Here is a 20,570-nt window from a genome sequence, read left to right as displayed (position 1 = left end):
ATGTTTCCCAAATCAGAACGTGCGGCAATTATCGATATCGGGTCAAACTCGGTACGTCTGGTGATCTACGATGTTCTGGGCGCTTCAATCCTTCCGACCTTCAATGAGAAAGTCATGGCCGGATTGGGTCAGGGCTTGATGCAGACGGGGCAGCTTTCCCCGACTGGTGTTGAATCGGCGTTGAAGGCTCTTGGTCGGTATCGCGCGATCCTGAAAGCCTTGCACTTGAGGCATTACACGGCTGTGGCAACTGCAGCCGTGCGGTCAGCCGAGAATGGTCCGGAGTTCATCAGCCTGGCGTCCAAGGCGCTGGGACGGCGCGTGGTGGTTCTGTCGGGGGAGGATGAGGCGCGCTTATCGGCCATTGGCGTAGAGGCGAGCTTCCATGCGCCGCTCGGCATGATTGGCGATCTTGGTGGATCGAGCCTTGAGTTCAAGCAAATCGGCGGCAAGTCCGCAGACGGTGAGAGCCTGATGCTTGGCCCGCTTTCTCTGGTCGAGGGGGATATTGATCTGAAGGCGCTGCGCCGTACCATACGGGCGGAGCTCAAGACGTCTGATGTGCTGGCAAAATCGACGGGGCGCTTCTATGCGGTGGGCGGCGCATGGCGGACCGTGGCAAAGCTGAACATGCAGATCGAGGACTATTCGCTCAAAGTGCTGCAGGGCTATCAGATGTCGAAATCCCAGGTCGACAAGGCAGCAAAGCTCTGCTTCGACAGCGTGACCAGTTCGACGGCGCGGGCGATGCTGGAAAACGTCGACAAACGCCGCGCCAAGCATTTGCCGGTCGCGGCGATCCTGCTTCAGGAAATTCTTGGCAACAGCCGGTTGGAGGGCGTGACCATTTCCTCGGCAGGCTTGCGGGAAGGCGTGCTGCGGGATGCGCTGGGCGCGCCTTTGCACGATCCGCTGATGGATGGCGCGATCGCGTTCGCGCGGCTGGACAAGAACCAGATCCTGTTCGGCGAAGCGCTGCATGATTTCATCGCGCCGGCCCTGGCCCCCGAGCCGGACTTGTTCGGATCGCCTGCCGCGGACATAAGAATCGAGAAGGCGGCCTGCATGATGGCTGACAGTGCCGGGCGGTTCCATCCGGATCACCGGTCCATCATGGCCTATGATCAAGCGCTCAGGGCGCCTTATGTCGGCGTCTCGCACGGCGAACGCGCTCTGATCGCCTATGCCATTGGATGCCGCTACCAGAAAGACTTCAAGAGACCGGATGAGTATGTCGCGCTCACGACGCCGGAGCAGGATGAGCGCGCCCGCCAGATCGGGAGTGCGATGCGACTGGGGGCTGTGTTCTCGGGTCGGTCAGGGCCAATCCTTCAGCGGGCCAGACTGGTTCGCACGCATGATACGCTTCAGCTGAAAGTGTCGAAAGCCGATGAGGCGATGGTTTCAGATACGGTCGAGCGCAGGCTTTCGCAAACGGCGAGCCAGCTGCGTTTGAAATCGGATGTCATTATTAGTTGAGGGTGAGCAGCCTAGACGTCGAACAGTCTGACTTGACCGCCCTCAAAAGATACGGCCAGTTTCCCGTTCAGCAGGGCCTGTGCGCGTTTCCCGAACATGTCATAACGCCAGCCTGACATGGCGGCAATTTCGTCACCGGTCTCACCGCGAGCGATCCGGTCGATATCGGCCGCATTTGCGATTAGGCGGGGCACGACGTCATTCTCCTCGCTGACATGCTTGAGGAGCACTTTGAGCAGTTCGGGCGCACCAGCGGGGATCTGGGCGTTCTGGACCCGCGGGCCAAGCTCGGGCGCGTACTTGTCTGGATTGTCGATGGCATCGATTGCTGCCTCAAGCAGGCCATTGCCGAATTTCGACCGAATGAACCCATTTGGCACTGCGCGGAGCTGGCCGAAATCGCCCTCGGAGCGCGGTTTCTGGCTGGCGATTTCCTGAATCGCGTCGTCCTTCAGGATCCGGCGGCGTGGTTTGTCCAGTTCTTGCGCCATGGTTTCGCGCCAGGCGGCAACGGCCACAACAATGGCTGCGTAGTCTTTCTTCGGCTTTCGCAATTTGAGTCGCTGCCATGCCTTGGCGGGGTCGGTATCGTATTTGGCGGGATCTTCCAGATCTGCCATTTCCTCGCGCACCCATCCCAGGCGTCCAAGCTGTTCCAGCTCATCGCGCATTTTGAGATAGGCGTCCCGCAAATGCGTTACGTCGCCAAGGGCGTAGACCAGTTGTTTCTGGCTGAGTGGACGGCGGGTCCAGTCTGTGAACTGGCTCGATTTGTCGATCTGGCGCTTCAGCACGCGCTGAACGAGATTGTCGTATGAAATCGAATCGCCAAGGCCGAGCGCCATCGCGGCGACCTGCGTATCGAAAATCGGGCCGGGTGGATGGCCGATCAGACGGTTGAATATTTCAAGGTCCTGACGGGCGGCGTGAAACACTTTCACGCGGTTGTCTGCGGCGATCAGATCGAGGAAGGGGCCGATGTCCAGATCCTCGGCCAATGGGTCGATCAGGCCTTCTACACCGGGGGCGGAGGCTTGGACGAGGCAGAGTTCCGGCCAGTAGGTCGTCTCCCGATGAAACTCGGTATCGACGCAAATAAAGTCGGATTCAGCAAGCTTTCCGCACAGATCTTCCAGTGCGGACTGCTCAGTAATGGGAGTCAGGGTGTTGTCAGTCATCGCGCGCTTGCGTATCGCATCGCCTTGACAATTGCGAGAGCTTGAATGCCTTTCGCGCCTTTATTTCTGTTGGATCGAATTTCCGGAGAGAGTTTCCGATGCACGCCTACCGCTCCCATACCTGCGGGGAACTTCGTAAGTCCCATGTCGGGGAAACTGTAAAACTGTCTGGCTGGCTTCACCGCCGCCGTGATCATGGCGGGGTTATGTTCATCGACCTGCGCGATCATTACGGTCTTACGCAGATTGTATTCAATCCTGGTTCGCCGGGGTTTGGTACGGTTGAGCGGTTGCGCGCGGAAAGCGTTATCACGCTGGAAGGCAAGGTTGTTGCGCGGGATGAGAGCCTCGTGAACCCCAACCTTGCTACAGGCGAACCGTCCAGTCGGAAGCCGCCGAGCTGCCGCTGCCGGTGTTTGGTGAGCCGGACTACCCGGAAGAGATCCGCCTGACGCATCGCTACCTCGATTTGCGCCGCGAGACGCTGCACAAGAACATGATCCTGCGCAGCCAGGTGATCGCCAGCCTGCGCCGCCGCATGCTCGAACAGGGCTTCACGGAATACCAGACGCCGATCCTGACGGCGTCGAGCCCTGAAGGCGCGCGCGACTTCCTCGTGCCGAGCCGTATCCATCCGGGCGAGTTCTACGCGCTGCCGCAGGCGCCGCAGCAGTTCAAACAATTGCTGATGGTGTCGGGGTTCGACCGCTACTTCCAGATTGCGCCTTGTTTCCGCGATGAAGACGCGCGCGCCGATCGCTCACCGGGCGAGTTCTATCAGCTTGATATCGAGATGAGCTTCGTCACGCAGGAAGACGTGTTCAATGCGATTGAGCCGGTCATGGCGGGTGTGTTCGAAGAGTTCGCAAACTGGGAAGGCAAGGGCCGAAAAGTTCCGGATGGCGCGTTCCCGCGCATCCCATATGCCGAGGCCATGGCGAAGTACGGCTCCGACAAGCCGGACCTTCGCAACCCGATCGAACTGGCGGATGTCTCCGAATTCTTCGAGGATGACAGCAAGACCGGCTTTGGCATCTTCGCGAAGATCATCGGCGGGGGTGGTCGCGTGATCGCGATCCCAGCACCCAAGGCGGCTGCGGAGAAATCCCGCAAATTCTTCGACGAACTCGACAAGTGGGCGAAGAAGGAAATGCAGGCGCCCGGCCTCGGCTATGCGCGCCTCAAAGAGGCTGATGGCGGCGGTGTCGACAGCCAGGATCCTGTGCTTAAGAATTTCGAACCTGCCCATCTTGCTGCGCTTCTTGAGAAGCTCGGTCTGGGGGCTGGCGACGGCATCTTCTTCTCGGCCGGGAAGAAAAGCGACGCCTACAAGCTTGCGGGTGCCGCGCGGACAAAGGTTGGCGAAGAGCTGAACCTGATCGAGGACGGCGTGTTCCGCCTCTGCTGGATCGTCGACTTCCCGATGTACGAATACGACGAGGACAACAAGAAGGTCGATTTCAGCCACAACCCATTCTCCATGCCCCAAGGCGGGATGGAGGCATTGTTGGCTGCAGACACTGAAGAGAAGCAATTGGATCTGAAAGCCTTTCAGTACGACATCGTCTGTAATGGTGTGGAACTGTCCTCTGGCGCGATCCGGAACCACAGCCCGGAACTGATGCTGAAGGCGTTCGAACTGGCAGGCTATGGCCCCGACGTTGTGGAAGCGGAATTTGGCGGCATGTTGAACGCATTCCGCTACGGCGCGCCGCCGCATGGTGGCATTGCGCCGGGTGTTGACCGGATTGTCATGCTGCTCGCTGATGCCGAGAACATCCGCGACGTTACGCTGTTTCCAATGAACCAGCAGGCGCGTGACCTCATGATGCAGGCACCGAGCCCTGTGGATGAAAAGCAGCTTAAAGAGCTACACATCCGCCTGGCACCGCAGATGAAGTCGTAAGCACTACGCCGCATCCAAAATCAAAAAGGGCGGAGGGCCAAGCGCTCCGCCCTTTTCTTTAACCAGTTTACAAATCTATTTGCTGGCAAAGGCCGCAGGGGCGACCGCTGTGCCGCAGAGCGGTAGGGTAAGAGTCGCTGGAAGGGTCGAACTGAGCGAAACGCACGCGCCCTCGAAGTCAGCGGTGTCAGCGCCTTTCAGGCCGGACAGGTCCGCGTCAATGAAGCGGACGTCCTTGAACGAGGCACCATTCACAGCCGCGTTCCGTAATTGGGAACCGGTCATGTTTGAGCCGTTGAAGACGGCGCCAGCCAGGATCGTTTCGTTTAACCAGGACCCGGTGAGATTGGCGCCTGACAGGTCTGCCGATTCCATCCGGGATCCCGTCAGGTCCGCCGAAGCAAAATTGGCTCCGACAAGCAAGGCAGTTTGAAGATTCGCGCCGCGGACATTTGCGCTCCGAAAATCAGCTCCAGATGCCTGAATACCCTGAAGGCGTGCATCTGACAGAATGGCTCCCGCGAATTGAGCAGAGGTAAGAATGGCGCCACGCATGTCGGCGCTGGTCGCATTGGCGTTTTCAAAATTGGCATTGCCGGCCTGAACACCCCGCATGAAAGCGTATTCCATGTTTGCGCTGGAATAGTTTCCGCCAGCGAGGGACCAGCCAGTCAAATTCTTGCCGGAAAGGTCACACTCGCCACAAGCACCCGCATAACCGGGGGACCAAGCCACGGTTTGGCTCTGTGCCTGTGCCGACAAGGCGACAAAGGACATGGCGGATGCGGAAAGAAGTGCATGTACCAAGCGGGTCATGGAACATGGATAACGCCTGATTTTGTTACCCCAAACTGAACAAACAGTAAGGACTGCCTAAAACACGGGAAGTGTTGCAATTCCGCCATGCCTAAGAAAACAGCGATTAACCGAAATTCAGGGAAAGAATCATCCGTTTCTACTGATGACGTTGAAGTAATCAGGACGGAACTTCACTCGTATCCTGTAATTCCTGCCCACAGGTGTCGCACTCGGCATCCCCGTCCTCGCTGATCTGGAACAGTGTGAAGCTCCCACAATTCGGGCAAGCGTCGGTGAGGTAGGCTGGCGCGTTCAACGTCTCATCGTCGCCCTCCTCACCGGAAAGCTTTTCTTCGCGTTTCTTGTCCAGGATGACGATATTGTCCGGCAATTGCCCGCGTGAGAAGCCACGTGAGATCAACTGGGCGGCTTCTTCCGTAAACTCTGCAGTTTCGCGGGTTCCGTCCCCAGCGCCCCGACCGAGGCCGTCATGGGTGACATCGGCTTCGGCGAGGTCGTCCCGGCCGAGATAGGACACGGCGAGTTCGCGGAAGATGTAGTCTAGAATGGAGGTCGCTTTGGTGATGCGATCATTGCCGGTGACGGCACCAGCCGGCTCGAACCGGGTAAACACGAAGGCGTCGACGAATTCCTCCAGCGGCACACCGTATTGCAGACCGATAGAGGTGGCGATCGCAAAATTGTTCATCAGGCTCCGGAAAGCGGCGCCTTCTTTATGCATATCAAGGAAGATCTCCCCGAGCGCGCCATCATCAAACTCGCCCGTATGGAGGTAGACCTTGTGACCGCCGACTGATGCCTTCTGGATATAACCTTTTCGGCGATCAGGGAGTCGGGTACGGGCATTTGGACCGTGACCCGCGATAGCCGGGCTTTGAGGGGATTCGTGTGGAATCTCGGCCTCTGCCGCCAGCTCGTCGGCGAGGCTGAGAATATGGTCCATGCGCTCGGCCACTTCTTCGTTTGCCGATGCCCGTATGCCGATCAACAGGGCGGACAGGCCTGCCTCGATAGCCTTGTCGGCCAAATCCAGACCGTCTCGCCCATTCACCCGGACGGTCGTCTGCCCGCCAAGCGCTTCGGAACACGCCATCGCGAAAGCCAGTTCAGCTTCTGAACCAACAGAAAGGTTCAGCCCGCATTGGCGAAAGGCGTTGGTAGCAACATCTTCGACCGTACCGTCAACGGCAGCTTCAGCATTTGAAATATCTTTTCTGGAGAACCCCATCGCGGAGAGAAGTGCGAGACCATCCGAATCGAAATTCTCTGGGGCCAGTTTCAGATCTTCGCTGATGATCTCGTCACCCAATACCCATCGGGAGAAGGCGGCGTTCAGAGGTAGTCCGTCGCTGAGCGCGCGTGTAACCCGGTCGAGGGCAGCTTCGGAGAAGCCGCGGTCTCGCAAACGGTCTGCCCCAAGGGCGGCTTCCAGGTCTTCACCTCCACAATTGGCCACCCGGTCCAATATTGTTGGGAGAGATTCTGGCGCGGTACGTGATATCGCCAGCCGAGCGCATCGCGCCAGGGTCGGGCCGTCATCGGAATAGGCCAGTACGGTGCGCACAGGCCCAGCGCCCTCGCTTTCGCATTCAGGCATCAAATCGGCGAGGTCTGTGATGGGCAGAATGGCAACCGTACAGGATTTCCGGGACGTTGCTCTGCGTGCCTCGAGACCGAGTACGCTGGCATAGCTTGCCGCTAGCGATGAGCCGGCTGCATGGGCCTTTACAAGGGCACATATCGCAGCCGCTACCGAACGTCCGTCGTCGCTATCATAGGAGAGGCCGAGCGAAAGCACGGCTGCGCCGAGACCCTGTATCAGGAGCAGGCCGTCTCCGACGCTTTTGCCAGCTGCTTCCGCCACAGAGCTCAACAAATCTGTTTCGAGTCCATCGGGGCTGACTGCCAGCGAGACATCCAGCAACCGACAAGCGGTACGTGCCGGAGCGAGGTCATCCTGAGCAAGAAGGATTTCAGCGCCTTCTTTGAGGGCACTTAATAGCAGAGTGTCGAATTCCGCATCGGCCGATTCTGCGCTGAAGACTGCTGCGGGGGGAGGCTGGTTATTGGCAGCGGCGATTCTCAAGGCCTCCGCCGTGCGTGCAAAACCGTCTGGCTGACGCAGCGCTTCTTCAAGTATGTCTTGCGGCAGGCCTGATGCCACGGCCTCCGCCAATTCTGCATTGCGTGGTGCATTGCCCAGACGTTCCAGCATTTCGGCGGTGGCAATCTGGGACGCGCCGAGCAAACCAGCAGACGCATAGGCGGACGCAACATTTCTCAGAGATTCTTCAGTAATCGGCCGCCGCCGTTTTCCCGCGGCGCGGAAGGCGGTTCCGAACTCCATCTCCGGAGAAAGCAGGCCGTCAGTCTCGGCGGCCTCCACAATGGACGCAATCTCTGCAGTTTTCATCAAACCCTCCCGCGAATCACCAGCGAATCACATATTCGAGCGTGACGGTTCCAGTCAGGGGTATCAACCATTCCGGCAGCAAAATTAGCGGTCAGATCATAAAAACGTGCGTCGCATTGCCTGCGGCTGCCGTATGGATTAACTGCCCGGATAACGCCATATTACGGCCAACAAGACAGGTCAGGACATCCTCACGATGCTGAAACAGATTTTTACCTGGTGGAGCGGCAATACGATCGGAGCGGCTTTTGATATCAAGCGGCGCTCTGGCTATGTCGGGACCGACGAATACGGCAACCGCTATTTCGAGGAGCGCAAGCCGTCTCTCGAAGGGCGCAAGCGTCGTTACGTGATGTACAAGGGCCTGGCCGAGCCATCCAAGGTGCCTGCGGACTGGCATGGCTGGCTGCATCATACTGTCGAAGATCCGCCCACCAAGTCGCCGCTTACGCGCCGTGAATGGGAAACGGACCACAAGCCCAATATGACGGGCACTCCTTACGCCACCAAGCCGAAGGGCAGCCTGTCGACTGACATGGCACGCCAGAAGGCATCAGGCGACTATGAGGCATGGAACCCCGATGCGTGAATCACTCTTCGAAACCCTGATTGGCGCCGCCGTGGTCGCGGTGGCTGGTATCTTCCTCTGGTTCGCGATCGACCGCGGTGGAGAAACCCAGTCGCAAGGCGATCAGTACGAGCTTGAGGCGCGTTTCAACAATGTATCGGGCATTTCGCGCGGTTCCGATGTGCGTATTGCCGGTGTGAAGGCTGGCATCGTCAAAAGTATCGTAGGTGATCCCGAGCGGTTCGAAGCGGTTGTAACGCTCAGCCTGGACGAAAAATGGGCCCTGCCGGACGATACGGATGCCCGGGTGTCGACTGACGGTCTTCTCGGCGGAGCTTATGTGGCTCTGGAACCAGGTGGCAGCTTCGACAATATCCCCCAGGATGGGTCTGGTGAGATCAAGTATACGCGTGGCAGCGTCGACCTGCTGACCCTGTTTGCGTCCTTTGCTTCAGGCAGCGGTGGTGATGGTGCGTCCGACCCGGCGGCCAGCCCAGATGCCACAGCAGACGATGCATATCCGGATGAGGATTACCAATAATGCGTATCATGGTCTCTGCACTTGCATTGGCCGCCCTCGTTGGGGGCGCCGGACACGCGGCCACCTTCGTCCAGAAGGATACGGCCACGTTGCGCGCGCTCGACAAGATTACCGGCCGCTCCACGGATATTGACGTGAAAGTCGGTGAGCCGGTTGTCTTCGGATCCCTGAAGGTCGAACTGCAGGTCTGTTACCAGACCCCGCCGGAGGAAGCGCCGGAAAGCGCAGCATTTCTAAAGATCGCCTCGACCCAGCCTGTGGCTGTTGAGACGATGGAAGCCGCTGTCGATGCGGAGGATGTCGAAACCGTCAGCGAAGATAATCCAGAACTCTTTTCAGGCTGGATGTATGCTTCATCGCCAGGACTCAGCGCGCTTGAACATCCTGTCTATGATATCTGGGTAATACGCTGCGCTGCGCCGGAGCCTGTGAAGCTCGCACCACGTCCATCCGAAGAGGATGCGGAGTTCGAATAGAATTTGGCCTCTACAGTGAGGGCGTCTTTCAAGAGTTTCTTGAAATCCTGACGGGGTATTTCAACAAGCCCGAATTGCTCCAAGTGGGGATTATGAAACTGCGCGTCGAGCAAGACGAAACCGTCTTCGAGAAGATGCGCCACGAGATGGACCAGCGCGATCTTTGATGCGTCCGTCGCGCGTGAGAACATGCTTTCTCCAAAGAAGGCGCCGCCAAGTGCCACCCCATAAAGGCCGCCGACCAAATTGTCGCCGTCCCAGCATTCGATGGAATGGGCGTGGCCCTCGCGGTGGAGCGAGCTGTACAGATTCAGAATGGGCGAGTTGATCCAGGTGCTTTCTCGCCCCTTTGCACTCTCAGCGCACAATTCCATTACACGCGTAAAGGCCTGATCAATGGTCACGCGAAACGGATCCTGCTTGACCTTTCGGAGCAGGCGCTTGGGCACGTGGAAATCACCAAGCGGAATGATCCCTCGCATATCAGGGTCGACCAGAAACAAGTTCGGGTCATTTCGGGCATCGCCCATGGGGAAAATCCCACGACGATAGCAAGCAAGCAGATCGGATGAACTAAACCGCTGTGACATGGAATTATATGAACCAGCGGCTTATGTGATGTCTACCCTTTGTCGATCCTAGTGGAACGCGAAAGGTGAAAAATGCTCACTTTTTTGTATCAGTTTGATTTTCAAGAAACTTTTCGAGCCAGTGAATATTGTATTCACCTTCGAGTACATCCTCATTCTCAACGAGTTCGCGATGCAGATCCAGAGTCGTGAAGACTCCGCCAATGACCATTTCCTGCAAGGCGCGGCGAAGGCGCATGATACATTCACGGCGGGTTCGCCCGTGCACGATCAATTTGCCGATCAGCGAGTCGTAGTGAGGAGGAATGCGGTAGCCCGAATAGGCCGCACTATCGAGTCTGACATCAGGTCCGCCGGGTGCGTGGAAGTCTGTGATCAGGCCCGGGGAAGGCACGAACGTCTTTGGGTGCTCGGCATTGATCCGGCACTCGATGGCGTGACCGACCAGCATGACATCTTCCTGCCGGAAAGAGAGTTCCTTGCCTTCGGCAATGCGGATTTGTTCGCGCACCAGGTCAATGCCTGTGATCATTTCGGTGACAGGGTGCTCGACCTGGAGCCGGGTGTTCATTTCGATGAAGTAGAATTTACCGTCTTCATAGAGGAACTCGACCGTACCGGCACCGCGATAACCAAGTTTTTCCATCGCACGGGCGCAGATGCCGCCGATCTCTTCACGCTGAGCCTGATTCAGAGCAGGCGAGGGCGCTTCCTCGAAAACTTTCTGGTTCCGTCGCTGCAGCGAACAATCGCGCTCCCAGAGATGGGCTACATTGCCATGCGTGTCAGCGATGATCTGGACTTCGATGTGACGCGGACCCTGAAGATATTTCTCAAGATACACGGCATCATCACCGAATGCAGCCTTGGCTTCGGTCTTGGCGGTTCGAACGGCATTTTCGAGGTCTGCTTCAGTCTTGGCGAGCTTCATGCCTCGGCCGCCGCCGCCAGCAGATGCTTTTACGAGGACCGGAAAGCCGATTTTCTTGGCGGCCTTCTTGGCTTCGGCAATAGACGACAAAGCGCCTTCTGAACCGGGTACGCACGGCACGCCCGCTTCTATCATTGCGGCCTTGGCAGCGATCTTGTCGCCCATGATGCGGATATGCTCGGCCGTAGGACCAATGAACGCGAGCCCATGTGCTTCGACCATTTCGGCGAATTGGGCGTTCTCCGACAGAAAGCCGTATCCCGGATGGATCGCGTCCGCGCCGGTGATCTCGGCAGCGGCAAGGATCTGCGACTTCTTCAGATAGCTTTCGGACGATGGCGCAGGCCCGATGCAGACACTCTCGTCCGCGAGGCGCACAGCCATGGCGTCGCTGTCTGCTTCGGAATGGACGACCACGGTGGACAGTCCCATTTCCTTGCAGGCGCGGTGAATCCTCAGCGCGATCTCGCCGCGGTTTGCGATGAGAACCTTCTTGATAACGGGTTGGTCAGCCATATTACTCGATCAGAATGAGAGCTTCGCCATATTCAACTGGCTGGGCATCAGTGACGTAGATTTCTTTGACGGTACCGGCCTTGTCGGCTTCGACTGGATTGAAAGTCTTCATGGCTTCGACGAGCAAGATCGTGTCGCCCTTTTTCACCTTGTCGCCAACGCCGACGAATTGCTTCGCACCGGGTTCAGGCGACAGGTATACCGTGCCGACCATCGGAGACTTGATGGCGTTGTCAGATGTCTGAGGTGGAGCGTCTGTGGTGGTGAGCCGGTGCAGCGACCGGCGCGGCCATAGCGGCCTGCACAACCGGCGCAGCAGGTTTGCTGACGCGGATGCGTAGGCCTTCATGTTCAACTTCAACTTCGCCAAGGTCTGCTTCCCGCAGAATGGCTGCGAGTTCCCGGACAAGTCCGGTATCCAGCTTGTTCTTCGTTGTGCTCATGGGATGTCAGGTCTCTTATTTGCCCGTGAGGGTCTTTGCCGCCATTAGCGCCAGCTCATAACCATAGGCGCCAAGGCCTGCAATCGTGGCCTTCACAGCGGGGGATACGTAATTCACCTGGCGGAACGCTTCGCGCGCCGCAGGATTCGACAAATGAACTTCAATTACAGGGGTTTTGCACGCTTTCAGCGCGTCGTGAAGAGCAATGGATGTATGCGTGTAGGCTGCAGCATTCAGAATGATGGCGGCGCCCTTTTCAGATGCCTCCTGAATCCAGCCCACCAATTCGCCTTCATGATTCGTCTGGCGAAGCTCCAGCGGTGTTCCATCTGCCAGCGCTTCGAGACGTGCATGGATGTCAGCGAGGGTCTCGTGCCCGTAAATCTCGGGCTCGCGTGAGCCGAGAAGGTTGAGGTTTGGGCCTCCAAGGACATATACGGGCTTGGTCATAGTCTTCCGTCTTGCGCTGTAACGCCGGGCAAGGCAAGGGGGCTGGTCAACGGAGAAAACCCGAATGTTGATTACAGTCAATGGCGTATCTCGCGAAGTCGATCCCGGCCTGACGCTTGCCATGTTGGTGCTTCAACTGGCAGGCGAGTCCGGCAGGGATCAGCGCGGCATTGCGATTGAGCGAAATCTCGAAATCGTGCCGAAGTCAGAGCATGCCAGCACTGTGATTGAGGACGGCGACAAGATAGAAGTGGTTCAGTTCGTGGGTGGTGGCTGATCGCTTGCGATCTCAGCTATTTGCGCCATCGAGCTCTTGCAGACCAGACAGGTTAGAATTTTGACAGATCCCCTTATCATCGCCGGCAAATCCTATAATTCCCGCCTGATCGTGGGCACGGGCAAGTATCAGACTTATCAACAGAACGCGGATGCAGCGCGGGCTGCTGGCGCGGAGATCGTCACCGTGGCTTTGCGGCGCGTGAACTTGTCGGACCCGAACGAAGAGCGGCTGACAGACTTTGTGAAGCCGGACGAATTTACTTATCTGCCAAATACAGCCGGATGTTACACGGCGGATGAAGCCGTTCGCACGCTGCGCCTGGCGCGCGAGGCCGGTGGCTGGAATTTGGTGAAGCTGGAAGTGCTGGCTGACCAGAAGACGCTCTATCCGAACATGCCGGAGACGCTTGAGGCAGCCAAAGCCCTGATCGCCGATGGGTTTGAGGTCATGGTTTATTGTTCTGATGACCCGGTCTATGCAAAGATGCTGGAAGACGCAGGTTGCTGCGCGATCATGCCGCTCGGTAGCTTGATTGGGTCAGGCCTCGGAATCATGAATCCGGTCAATATCCGTCTCATTGTCGAGCAAACACGAGTGCCGGTGATTGTCGATGCCGGTGTCGGAACGGCCTCGGACGCCGCGATTGCCATGGAACTGGGCTGTGATGGCGTGCTGATGAATACGGCCATTGCCGCCGCGAAGGATCCGATCCGGATGGCCAATGCCATGAAACATGCGGTGATCGCCGGTCGAGATTCCTATCTGGCCGGGCGGATGCCAAAAAAGACGTATGCGGATCCAAGTTCGCCGCTTGCGGGCCTGATCTGATCAGAACAACGCGAGTGCTGCGTACAGGATCAGGCACATCAAAAATCCTACCACGCTGATCAGCGTGGTGGAGACGGTCCATGTACGCAGTGTCTCACCTGGCGTGATGCCGAAGATCCGTCCAACGAGCCAAAAGCCACTATCATTCACATGGCTGCCGGTTGTTGCGCCCGCGGCGATCGCGATGGCCACAATACCTAGCTGCGGGGCGGAGAGATCGGCCATCGCCACAATGGGCGCGGTCAGGCCGGCTGACGTTATCATGGCAACCGTGGAGCTGCCTTGGGCGAGCCTCAGGATGACGGCGAGTACATAGCCCGCCAGAAGCGGACCAAACCCCAGACCAAGCGCGGCATCTGCGATCTGCTCGCCAGCGCCTGTGTCCACAAGAACCTGCTTGAACGCGCCGCCCGCGCCAGTGACGAGGATGACTGCGCCTGTTGGCTCGAATGCGCGGGCCATCGCGTCCGACATCAATTTCCGGCTCTGGACGGTCTTTGGATAAAGCAGCAGCCAGGATGCGCCGCATGCAATCAGGAGCGCGCTGAATGGATGCCCGATGATTTCAAGCACATATTTGATGGGGCCGTCCGGCAAGATTGTCGCAAGCGTGCCCAACAGAATCAGGACGAGTGGCAGCGTAATCAGGAATATGGCCCGTTCGGGCTGTGGGATGGGTCGGGTTGTATGATTGCTGCTTTCGTCCAGTTCGAAGGCCGGATTGCCGATCGGCATGCGATTGCGCTGCTCCAAAAACGCCGCGAAGAGCGGACCGGATACAGCCAGCGCGACGCAGCCTGTTATTGCGCCGAAGAGGATAACCCAGCCGAGGTCCGCGCCTATCAGCTCCGCGATGGCGATCGGTCCCGGCGTGGGCGGCAGGAAAGCGTGGCCGACCGCTAGTCCTGCCATGAGCGGAAGTCCTAGAGACATGGCGGGTTTCAGGCGCTCATGAGCCATGGTGAGGATCAGGGGTGCGAGTATGATGAGGGCAACATCGAAAAAGACAGGTGTGGACGCCAACAAGCCAATGCCGGCGATCTTCCATTGGTTCGTCTTGAAGCTGGATGAAGTAGAGAGTTTTGAAGCCAGAGCGTCGAGCGCCCCAGAGGCCTGCAGGATCGCGCCGAACAACGCGCCAAGCCCGATGACTGTGGCAATGAACCCCAGCGTGCCGCCCAGGCCTTTTGCCAATGTATCGAAGGCTTGTTCTGGGGCCATGCCCGCGGCCAAGGCACTGAATATGCTTACCAGTAGCAGGGCCGCGAAGGCATTCATCCGTGCGCGCAATATCAGCGCAAGCAGCGCCGCAATGCCAAACACGGTTGCCAGCAGGGGGCGGTAGACGAGGAGCGCTTCGGTCAGCTCCATGCGAGGCCAATTGATGTCGTTCTGATGCGCATGAGTGTGTCATGTGCGGTCATGTAAAGTGTGCGGCCGTCTGCGTCGCCGAAGCAGCAATTGGCAGTTGCCTTGCCGGTGTTGATCCGGGCAAGGGGTTTGCCGTCCGAGGCCAGAAGGAACACGCCGCCCGGGCCCGTTGCAAAGATGTGACCCGAACGCGTCACAGCCATCCCGTCCGGCAGGCCCGGAGCCGTGTCGGACATGAACGGCTTGGCGTCAAAAAGCACCGAACTGGAAGAACCATCAGGTGCCATGCGCAGTATGACCGGCTGGTCGGGATCCGATTGACTGACATAAAGCGTCTGGCTGTCTGGTGACAGTACGATACCATTCGGGAAAGTCATTGTATCGATAAGCCGGGTGATTTTTCCATCTGGTGACAGACGGTACACGCCGTTGGCATCTTGCTGCTTCAGGGGAGAGTCATTCATGCCCTCCAGCCCATAGGGCGGATCGGTGAAGAACAGGCTTCCGTCAGGCGCTTCGACAACATCGTTTGGACTGTTGAACTTCTTGCCATTGAACGTGGCGGCGATGATCTTACGATGCCCGGTTTCGAAGTCCATTCTTTCGACCGCGCGACGACCATGGTTGCAGATGAGAAGTGAGCCATCGTGAGAGATAGCCAATCCGTTGGCGCCCGGTTCGCGGAAACCCGTCGCCTGCTCACGTGCAACGCCCGAAGGGGCCAGGAATTCCGTCGCGCCGCTGGCTTCTGACCATTTCCACGCAATGTTCTCCGGTACATCGGTAAAATACAGGCTGTTGCGTGCGCGATCCCAGACCGGCCCTTCACTCCATGTGTAACCGGAGGCCAAAACCTCCAGTCTTGCGGAAATATCCAACAGGGAATGGGCTTCCGCATCGAAGATCTCGAGATCGGGATTGCAAGCCGAAATCAGGGTGGCTGCGGCGGCAGACCCCATGAAGCCACGTCGCGTTTGTTTCATTCTACATGTGTCCTTGTGGCAATTGCGCTGGCTGGAACGTTCGTGTGGTAAGCCTGATCAATGATGACCTCCGCGCGCGCCCGAATGTCGTCAGCGGATGCACCCACCATGAATTCGATCTTACCGGGTTCTACGATCCAGCCGTCCCCTGCCGTGTAGTACGCCATCTGGTCGGGGGTCAGGGTGAAGCTCACTGTGCGGGATTCACCAGTAGGGATATGGACTCGCTTGAATCCGCGCAGTTCTCGTTTCGGTCGGGCAATCGTGGCGAGCGGATCACGCATATACAGCTGAATTACCTCATCGGAATCGACGTCTCCGGAATTTGTGACCTTGACGCTCAGGGTGAATTCATCTGCATCGGTTGTTGCGATCAGGTCACCATATTTGAAGCTGGAATAGGTCAGTCCATGACCGAAGGGGAAAAGCGGCGTGATCGGAATATCGATGAACCGGTTCGTGTCTTTCGACAGGTCCGGGTCAGCGGGGCGCCCACCGGGATATTCGGAATAGGTATGCGGCACCGCACCGGTGCGTCGCGGAAATTCGATAGGTAGGCGACCCGCAGGGGAGACATCACCCCATATCACGTCAGACAGCGCGTTTCCGGCTTCAATGCCCAGCATCCATGTGTTGAGCACGGCATCAGCGGCTCCAACTTCCTGTTCCATTGCGAGCGGCCGTCCCGTCACCAATATGATCGTAACGGGCTTGCCGATCTCAAACATCGCCGCGGCGAGGGCGGACTGGTTCAGGGGAAGGGCAATATCTGAGCGGCTGCGCGCTTCCCCGGACAGGTCGAAATCCTCCCCGATCACCAAGAGGATGTGATCGGCGGCTGACGCAATGTCCACAGCAGCCTCAATAGAAGAATCCGCATTTTTTGAAGGATGCGCTCCGGCTGCATATGTGATGGTGGTGCCGTCAGGAGCGTTTTGCTGCAGGCCCTCAAGCAATGAGACGACATCCTCGACCTTGCCCTGTGCACGCCAAGAGCCGAGCTGAGTCAGCTGGTCTTCCGCCAAGGCACCAATAACGGCGATTTTCTGAGGAGATTTGGAGAGAGGCAGAACCTGGTTTTCATTCTTCAAAAGCACCGTGGATTTCACCGCGGCTTCGCGTGCTGCGCGTCGGAATTCATGGCTCAGCAGAGTTGTCTTTTCCCGTTCTGCATCGTGATAGGCCATCGGTTTGTCAAACAGGCCCAATCGCTCTTTTGTCGTCAGTATGCGGGCAACTGCCGCGTCGAGATCATGTGTCAGGCATTCATCTGACTGCACAGCGGTCTTGATTCTGGTTGGCAGGACCATGCTGGTCATGTCCATGTCGACGCCCGCGCGCAGGGCAAGCACTCCCGCCTGTTCTTCGGTTTCGGCCACGCCGTGATTCATCAATTCAGCGACTGCATTCCAGTCGGACACGATCATGCCGTCAAAGCCCCACTCGCCGCGCAATACATCATCGATCAGATATTCATTGGCTGTGGACGGAACCCCGGCGACATCATTGAACGCCGTCATCATGGAGCCGGTGCCAGCCTTGGTGGCGGCGTAGAAGGGCGGTAGGTAGGTTTCGAACAGGCTTTGCTCGCTGATGTCAGCAGACCCATAGTCGCGGCCGCCAGTTGGGGCACCATATGCGCCGAAGTGTTTCGTCGCAGCGAGAATGGTGTTTGGGGTTGCCAGGCTTTCGCCCTGATAGCCCTCGACCTGCGCGACTGCCATACGAGACCCCAGATATGGGTCTGCACCAGCACTCTCGACAATTCTGCCCCAGCGCGGGTCACGCGCAATGTCGACCATCGGGGCGAACGTCCAGTGAAGGCCTGCCGACGATGCCTCGTCAGCGGAGACGGCGGCGGCTTCCCGCCAGACGCCTGGATCCCATGATGCCGCCATGGCCAGTGGTACCGGAAAAATCGTTCGGTAGCCGTGTACTACGTCCATCGCAAAGAGGAGCGGGATGCCCAGACGGCTTTCTTCAATGGCGACCTTTTGGAGCTTTCCCAGCGGCTCAGCGCCCGCAACATGAAGATAGGAGCCGATCTTGCCATTCCGGACTTTGCCGAGTTCTTCAGGGGTGAGCTTTGAATTCAGTGACTTGCTGCGGCCACCTGCGGCCTGGTTCAATTGACCGAGTTTTTCATCAATGGTCATCTGTGCCACCAATGACCGCACGCGCTGTGACGCACTCGTCAGGCTCATATTCGGCGTGCAGGCTCTGGCCTCCGAAATGTCGGAAACGACGGTGTCAGCGGGTGCGGTAGGCGCTTGTACAGGCGTGGCGCAAGCGGTCGCCAACAAGGTGGTCGCCAAGGCACCAATCGCAAGCCGGCGCTTCGTGCCCGTGTAAGCATCGGTCATAATTCCCTCCCCATAAGTGTCGCGTCGACCGCGTTTCGTTAGCGCAATCATTGGGGGAGTGGGTATTTATGTCAACGCTAACATTTTCGCGTCCAAAAGAGTGTTCGATGTCTGTGACCGTTTAGTGCAGCGGAGCATTAGGTCTACGTCAGGCCTTTACGAGGCCGATCTCGCGGAGCCGTTCCATGAGATAATCCTGAGCCGTGATCGGGGCTTCGGCTTTGCCGCCTTCAGCGACACAGCCAGGTAGCGCTTCGATCAGGTAATCCTGATTGAAGTGCAGAAAGAAGGGCGTCGAGTAGCGCGGGAATTTTGCGCGCTCGGCAGATGGGTTAAGCACGCGGTGCGTTGTCGACGGCAGTACGCCGCCCGTCAGGCGCTGTAGCATGTCTCCGCAATTGATGACCAGCGCGCCAGCGGGCGGATTAACGTCCAGCCATTCGCCTGAACTGTGCAGAACTTGGAGGCCGGCCTCCTCAGCACCCAATAAAAGCGTGATGACGTTGATATCCTCATGCGCGCCCGCGCGGACCGTGCCTGCGGGTGGAGGAGTTTGCTGCGGGGGGTAGTGGAGCAGACGCAGGATCGAGTTGCCAAAATTGACCTTGTCGTCGAACCAATCCTCGGCGAGCCCAAGATGCAAGGCGACACCTTCCAGAATTTCCCGGCCCATTTCATCCAGCGCATCAAAAAGTGCGGTTGTGGCTTCGTCAAAAGCAGGCACTTCGCTAACGCTGGGTGTATCGGCCATCGTCGCGCGATAGGGGCTGTCCTCCGGCAGGGCGCGACCGGTATGCCAGAATTCCTTGAGGTCGGCATGAGCGTTGCCCTTGGCATTCTCCGTGCCAAAGGCCGTATAGCCGCGCTGGCCACCCCCTTGGCGTCCGTCATATTTCAGCTTTTCCGCGTCCGGCAGAGCAAAGAAAGCCTTGGTCGCATCCAGATTGCGGTCAATCACGCCCTGATCGACTGTATGGCCGGACACCACTGCGAACCCTGTCTCTCGAAAGGAGCGGCAGAGCGCATCTCCGAACGCTTTTTTATCGGATTTGAACAGGTCGAACGGGACGGGTTTGAAATAGTCGGTCATCATTATCGCGGTCTCTGGCAAGATTTAGAAGGGAGATTAGCACAGAGGGATGGGGCGACCATACGTAACGCCGCATATGTAGCAGTTGCGCGTGTAATCAGGGTAGGCCAGCTTTTGTGGAGATTTTGACGGCTCCACCGAATTCAGGGGCTTGCGATCAGGATGGGGTTTCTCTAGACCCCATATTCCGCGCTGGAGAGGTGGCCGAGTGGCTGAAGGCGCGCCCCTGCTAAGGGCGTATACGTTAACGCGTATCGAGGGTTCGAATCCCTTCCTCTCCGCCAGCAACTGTTTCCAGATATATTAATCAATAAAAACAATATGATAGTCCGGCGTCGCTTTCGAGTGTAGGACGCCAACCTTAGAGTTTGTAGGACGGCTGGCACAGATGTCATTTCTGTTGGACTAGCGCCTCCCGTTTCGACACTTTTGGATTCGCAATTAACCTCCGCTGGATTTTAACACCAAGGCTGGACCACCTCATCGAGCGCGGCATGGTCCTGCCGGATGCTGATGAGACGAGACTTTTCTTCCGGCTCTGGAATTCCCGAACGGACAGGGTGAAGATCCTGATGTACCGAAACGAGTATGAGACCGCCATCGCCGAAGCCCGGCGCTATCGGGACGAACTGACCGCGAGCGAATATGAAGAAGAGCCACGCCGCCGTCTGTCCAGGCTCGCCTATTTTGCCCGGCTGGAAGGTGAAGGACTTTCAGATACCCAGCACTGGGAAGATTCCATCCCGCCGTTCGAATATGCCGTAAAGGCCTATGACAAGATCCTCGCAGAGGACACTGCCGGCTATTATTACAATCTCCAGAAAATGACGACCCTCAGCCCGCTCGTGATGTCCTACCTAAAGACGGGAAAAGGCGACCAGGCTCTGCGAACGAGCAAGGAAGCCGTCCGGATTGCGCAAACGCTTCGAGAGGGAGATCCGAAGGATGCGGCCTCCCGGGCCTTTGTCGCCACTCAGCTTGAAATGGACGGCCGGGTCGAATCCGAATTCGGAGATCGGGACGCAGCCCTGTCAGCCACTATGGAGGCGCTGGATATTCGCCGCCGGGTGATCGCAGATTTCCCGGATACAGCCGGGCACCGGAGAGATCTCGCCGGCACGCTGAAAACTGCAGCTATTGTGTATCAGAGGCTCGGCCTCGGCCTCGGCACCAAAGCCTGCGATGCGCTGCAAGAATCCATGGGGGAGCTGACCCCATTAGAGGCATCTGAAGCCCTGACCGACGTGGAACGGAATGTCTGGATCCCGGAAGTCTCCCAACAGCTCGCAAATTATAGTTGCTCTACTGAATAGGTGGTTGAGACGTGTAAGGTCGAATAATCACC

General features: G+C 57.9%; 17 protein-coding genes, 1 tRNA gene and 2 pseudogenes. 9 read left to right on the top strand and 11 right to left on the bottom strand.

What is annotated here, in order from left to right; genetic code table 11:
• Positions 1 to 1,479: a Ppx/GppA family phosphatase gene (locus tag L53_RS06190; protein ID WP_051607660.1), complete on the top strand. Its 1,479-nt coding sequence runs from the start codon at positions 1 to 3 to the stop codon at positions 1,477 to 1,479.
• Between the two features lie 11 nt (positions 1,480 to 1,490).
• On the opposite strand, the gene rnd is transcribed toward L53_RS06190, so the two are convergent.
• The gene (rnd, locus tag L53_RS06185; protein WP_034813294.1) at positions 1,491 to 2,657 is read right to left on the bottom strand and encodes a ribonuclease D; all 1,167 of its coding nucleotides are present in this window, start codon (positions 2,655 to 2,657) and stop codon (positions 1,491 to 1,493) included.
• 98 nt (positions 2,658 to 2,755) lie between these two features.
• On the opposite strand from rnd, the pseudogene aspS reads away from it, so the two are divergent.
• Positions 2,756 to 4,563, top strand: a pseudogene (aspS, locus tag L53_RS06180) (aspartate--tRNA ligase).
• A gap of 75 nt (positions 4,564 to 4,638) precedes the next feature.
• Here aspS and L53_RS06175 read toward each other — a convergent pair.
• Together L53_RS06175 and L53_RS06170 are read right to left on the bottom strand one after the other, a co-directional pair.
• Entirely contained in the window at positions 4,639 to 5,379 is a 741-nt protein-coding gene (locus tag L53_RS06175) for a pentapeptide repeat-containing protein (RefSeq protein ID WP_051607659.1), read from the bottom strand.
• 160 nt (positions 5,380 to 5,539) lie between these two features.
• Positions 5,540 to 7,795 (bottom strand): hypothetical protein, encoded by a 2,256-nt coding sequence (locus tag L53_RS06170; RefSeq protein ID WP_051607658.1) that lies wholly within the window; start codon positions 7,793 to 7,795, stop codon positions 5,540 to 5,542.
• Positions 7,796 to 7,991: 196 nt separating this feature from the next.
• Between L53_RS06170 and L53_RS06165 the strand changes: the two genes are divergently transcribed.
• Genes L53_RS06165 through L53_RS06155 form a run of 3 tightly spaced genes read left to right on the top strand, consistent with a single transcriptional unit; the run spans position 7,992 to position 9,380 of the window.
• The gene (locus L53_RS06165) at positions 7,992 to 8,384 is read left to right on the top strand and encodes an NADH:ubiquinone oxidoreductase subunit NDUFA12 (RefSeq protein ID WP_034813292.1); all 393 of its coding nucleotides are present in this window, start codon (positions 7,992 to 7,994) and stop codon (positions 8,382 to 8,384) included.
• On the top strand, positions 8,377 to 8,904 hold the full coding sequence (locus L53_RS06160) for an outer membrane lipid asymmetry maintenance protein MlaD (protein WP_034813290.1): 528 nt from the start codon (positions 8,377 to 8,379) through the stop codon (positions 8,902 to 8,904). Before L53_RS06165 ends, L53_RS06160 begins: the two co-directional genes overlap by 8 nt.
• Complete coding sequence (locus L53_RS06155) at positions 8,904 to 9,380, top strand: DUF2155 domain-containing protein (protein ID WP_051607657.1); 477 nt, start codon at positions 8,904 to 8,906, stop codon at positions 9,378 to 9,380. Before L53_RS06160 ends, L53_RS06155 begins: the two co-directional genes overlap by 1 nt.
• On the opposite strand, the gene aat is transcribed toward L53_RS06155, so the two are convergent.
• From aat to L53_RS06135, 4 genes and pseudogenes are all read right to left on the bottom strand, one after another.
• Positions 9,293 to 9,970, bottom strand: coding sequence for a leucyl/phenylalanyl-tRNA--protein transferase (gene aat, locus L53_RS16730; protein WP_084333173.1), 678 nt, complete (start codon positions 9,968 to 9,970; stop codon positions 9,293 to 9,295). The genes L53_RS06155 and aat overlap by 88 nt on opposite strands.
• Positions 9,971 to 10,046: 76 nt before the next feature.
• Positions 10,047 to 11,417, bottom strand: coding sequence for an acetyl-CoA carboxylase biotin carboxylase subunit (gene accC, locus L53_RS06145; RefSeq protein ID WP_034813286.1), 1,371 nt, complete (start codon positions 11,415 to 11,417; stop codon positions 10,047 to 10,049).
• 1 nt (position 11,418) lies between these two features.
• A pseudogene (gene accB, locus L53_RS17720) lies at positions 11,419 to 11,860 on the bottom strand (acetyl-CoA carboxylase biotin carboxyl carrier protein).
• 15 nt (positions 11,861 to 11,875) lie between these two features.
• On the bottom strand, positions 11,876 to 12,310 hold the full coding sequence (locus tag L53_RS06135; protein ID WP_034813284.1) for a type II 3-dehydroquinate dehydratase: 435 nt from the start codon (positions 12,308 to 12,310) through the stop codon (positions 11,876 to 11,878).
• A gap of 64 nt (positions 12,311 to 12,374) precedes the next feature.
• Between L53_RS06135 and thiS the strand changes: the two genes are divergently transcribed.
• Together thiS and L53_RS06125 are read left to right on the top strand one after the other, a co-directional pair.
• On the top strand, positions 12,375 to 12,587 hold the full coding sequence (thiS, locus tag L53_RS17290) for a sulfur carrier protein ThiS (RefSeq protein WP_034813282.1): 213 nt from the start codon (positions 12,375 to 12,377) through the stop codon (positions 12,585 to 12,587).
• Between the two features lie 60 nt (positions 12,588 to 12,647).
• Complete coding sequence (locus tag L53_RS06125) at positions 12,648 to 13,418, top strand: thiazole synthase (RefSeq protein WP_255342002.1); 771 nt, start codon at positions 12,648 to 12,650, stop codon at positions 13,416 to 13,418.
• On the opposite strand, the gene L53_RS06120 is transcribed toward L53_RS06125, so the two are convergent.
• The 4 genes from L53_RS06120 to L53_RS06105 all read right to left on the bottom strand — a co-directional run bounded on the left by L53_RS06120 (position 13,419) and on the right by L53_RS06105 (position 19,225).
• Positions 13,419 to 14,789 (bottom strand): GntP family permease, encoded by a 1,371-nt coding sequence (locus L53_RS06120; protein WP_084333171.1) that lies wholly within the window; start codon positions 14,787 to 14,789, stop codon positions 13,419 to 13,421.
• Positions 14,780 to 15,772, bottom strand: a complete 993-nt coding sequence (locus L53_RS06115; protein WP_084333169.1) for an SMP-30/gluconolactonase/LRE family protein — start codon at positions 15,770 to 15,772, stop codon at positions 14,780 to 14,782. The genes L53_RS06120 and L53_RS06115 overlap by 10 nt, the downstream gene beginning before the upstream one ends.
• Positions 15,769 to 18,135: a glycoside hydrolase family 3 N-terminal domain-containing protein gene (locus tag L53_RS06110; RefSeq protein WP_034813280.1), complete on the bottom strand. Its 2,367-nt coding sequence runs from the start codon at positions 18,133 to 18,135 to the stop codon at positions 15,769 to 15,771. The genes L53_RS06115 and L53_RS06110 overlap by 4 nt, the downstream gene beginning before the upstream one ends.
• Before the next feature lie 148 nt (positions 18,136 to 18,283).
• Positions 18,284 to 19,225, bottom strand: coding sequence for a 2-oxoglutarate and iron-dependent oxygenase domain-containing protein (locus L53_RS06105; RefSeq protein WP_034814222.1), 942 nt, complete (start codon positions 19,223 to 19,225; stop codon positions 18,284 to 18,286).
• A 194-nt stretch (positions 19,226 to 19,419) separates the two neighbouring features.
• Between L53_RS06105 and L53_RS06100 the strand changes: the two genes are divergently transcribed.
• Both L53_RS06100 and L53_RS06095 read left to right on the top strand, forming a co-directional pair.
• A tRNA-Ser gene (locus L53_RS06100) sits at positions 19,420 to 19,509 on the top strand.
• Between the two features lie 210 nt (positions 19,510 to 19,719).
• Positions 19,720 to 20,538: a hypothetical protein gene (locus L53_RS06095; RefSeq protein WP_034813278.1), complete on the top strand. Its 819-nt coding sequence runs from the start codon at positions 19,720 to 19,722 to the stop codon at positions 20,536 to 20,538.
• Positions 20,539 to 20,570: the final 32 nt, after the last annotated feature.

Origin of the sequence: Hyphomonas sp. L-53-1-40 (genome assembly GCF_000682775.1) — a bacterium.
Lineage (GTDB): Bacteria > Pseudomonadota > Alphaproteobacteria > Caulobacterales > Hyphomonadaceae > Hyphomonas.
Note: the sequence above shows the minus strand (reverse complement) of the source record. Positions and strands in the feature narration are given on the sequence as shown.

Excerpts from the sequence above, each read along its gene's own strand:
- L53_RS06190 (WP_051607660.1), top strand. The coding sequence starts at position 1 with ATGTTTCCCAAATCAGAACGTGCGGCAATTATCGATATCGGGTCAAAC.
- rnd (WP_034813294.1), bottom strand. The coding sequence starts at position 2,657 with ATGACTGACAACACCCTGACTCCCATTACTGAGCAGTCCGCACTGGAA.
- L53_RS06175 (WP_051607659.1), bottom strand. The coding sequence starts at position 5,379 with ATGACCCGCTTGGTACATGCACTTCTTTCCGCATCCGCCATGTCCTTT.
- L53_RS06170 (WP_051607658.1), bottom strand. The coding sequence starts at position 7,795 with ATGAAAACTGCAGAGATTGCGTCCATTGTGGAGGCCGCCGAGACTGAC.
- L53_RS06165 (WP_034813292.1), top strand. The coding sequence starts at position 7,992 with ATGCTGAAACAGATTTTTACCTGGTGGAGCGGCAATACGATCGGAGCG.
- L53_RS06160 (WP_034813290.1), top strand. The coding sequence starts at position 8,377 with ATGCGTGAATCACTCTTCGAAACCCTGATTGGCGCCGCCGTGGTCGCG.
- L53_RS06155 (WP_051607657.1), top strand. The coding sequence starts at position 8,904 with ATGCGTATCATGGTCTCTGCACTTGCATTGGCCGCCCTCGTTGGGGGC.
- aat (WP_084333173.1), bottom strand. The coding sequence starts at position 9,970 with ATGTCACAGCGGTTTAGTTCATCCGATCTGCTTGCTTGCTATCGTCGT.
- accC (WP_034813286.1), bottom strand. The coding sequence starts at position 11,417 with ATGGCTGACCAACCCGTTATCAAGAAGGTTCTCATCGCAAACCGCGGC.
- L53_RS06135 (WP_034813284.1), bottom strand. The coding sequence starts at position 12,310 with ATGACCAAGCCCGTATATGTCCTTGGAGGCCCAAACCTCAACCTTCTC.
- thiS (WP_034813282.1), top strand. The coding sequence starts at position 12,375 with ATGTTGATTACAGTCAATGGCGTATCTCGCGAAGTCGATCCCGGCCTG.
- L53_RS06120 (WP_084333171.1), bottom strand. The coding sequence starts at position 14,789 with ATGGAGCTGACCGAAGCGCTCCTCGTCTACCGCCCCCTGCTGGCAACC.
- L53_RS06115 (WP_084333169.1), bottom strand. The coding sequence starts at position 15,772 with ATGAAACAAACGCGACGTGGCTTCATGGGGTCTGCCGCCGCAGCCACC.
- L53_RS06110 (WP_034813280.1), bottom strand. The coding sequence starts at position 18,135 with ATGACCGATGCTTACACGGGCACGAAGCGCCGGCTTGCGATTGGTGCC.
- L53_RS06105 (WP_034814222.1), bottom strand. The coding sequence starts at position 19,225 with ATGACCGACTATTTCAAACCCGTCCCGTTCGACCTGTTCAAATCCGAT.
- L53_RS06095 (WP_034813278.1), top strand. The coding sequence starts at position 19,720 with ATGGTCCTGCCGGATGCTGATGAGACGAGACTTTTCTTCCGGCTCTGG.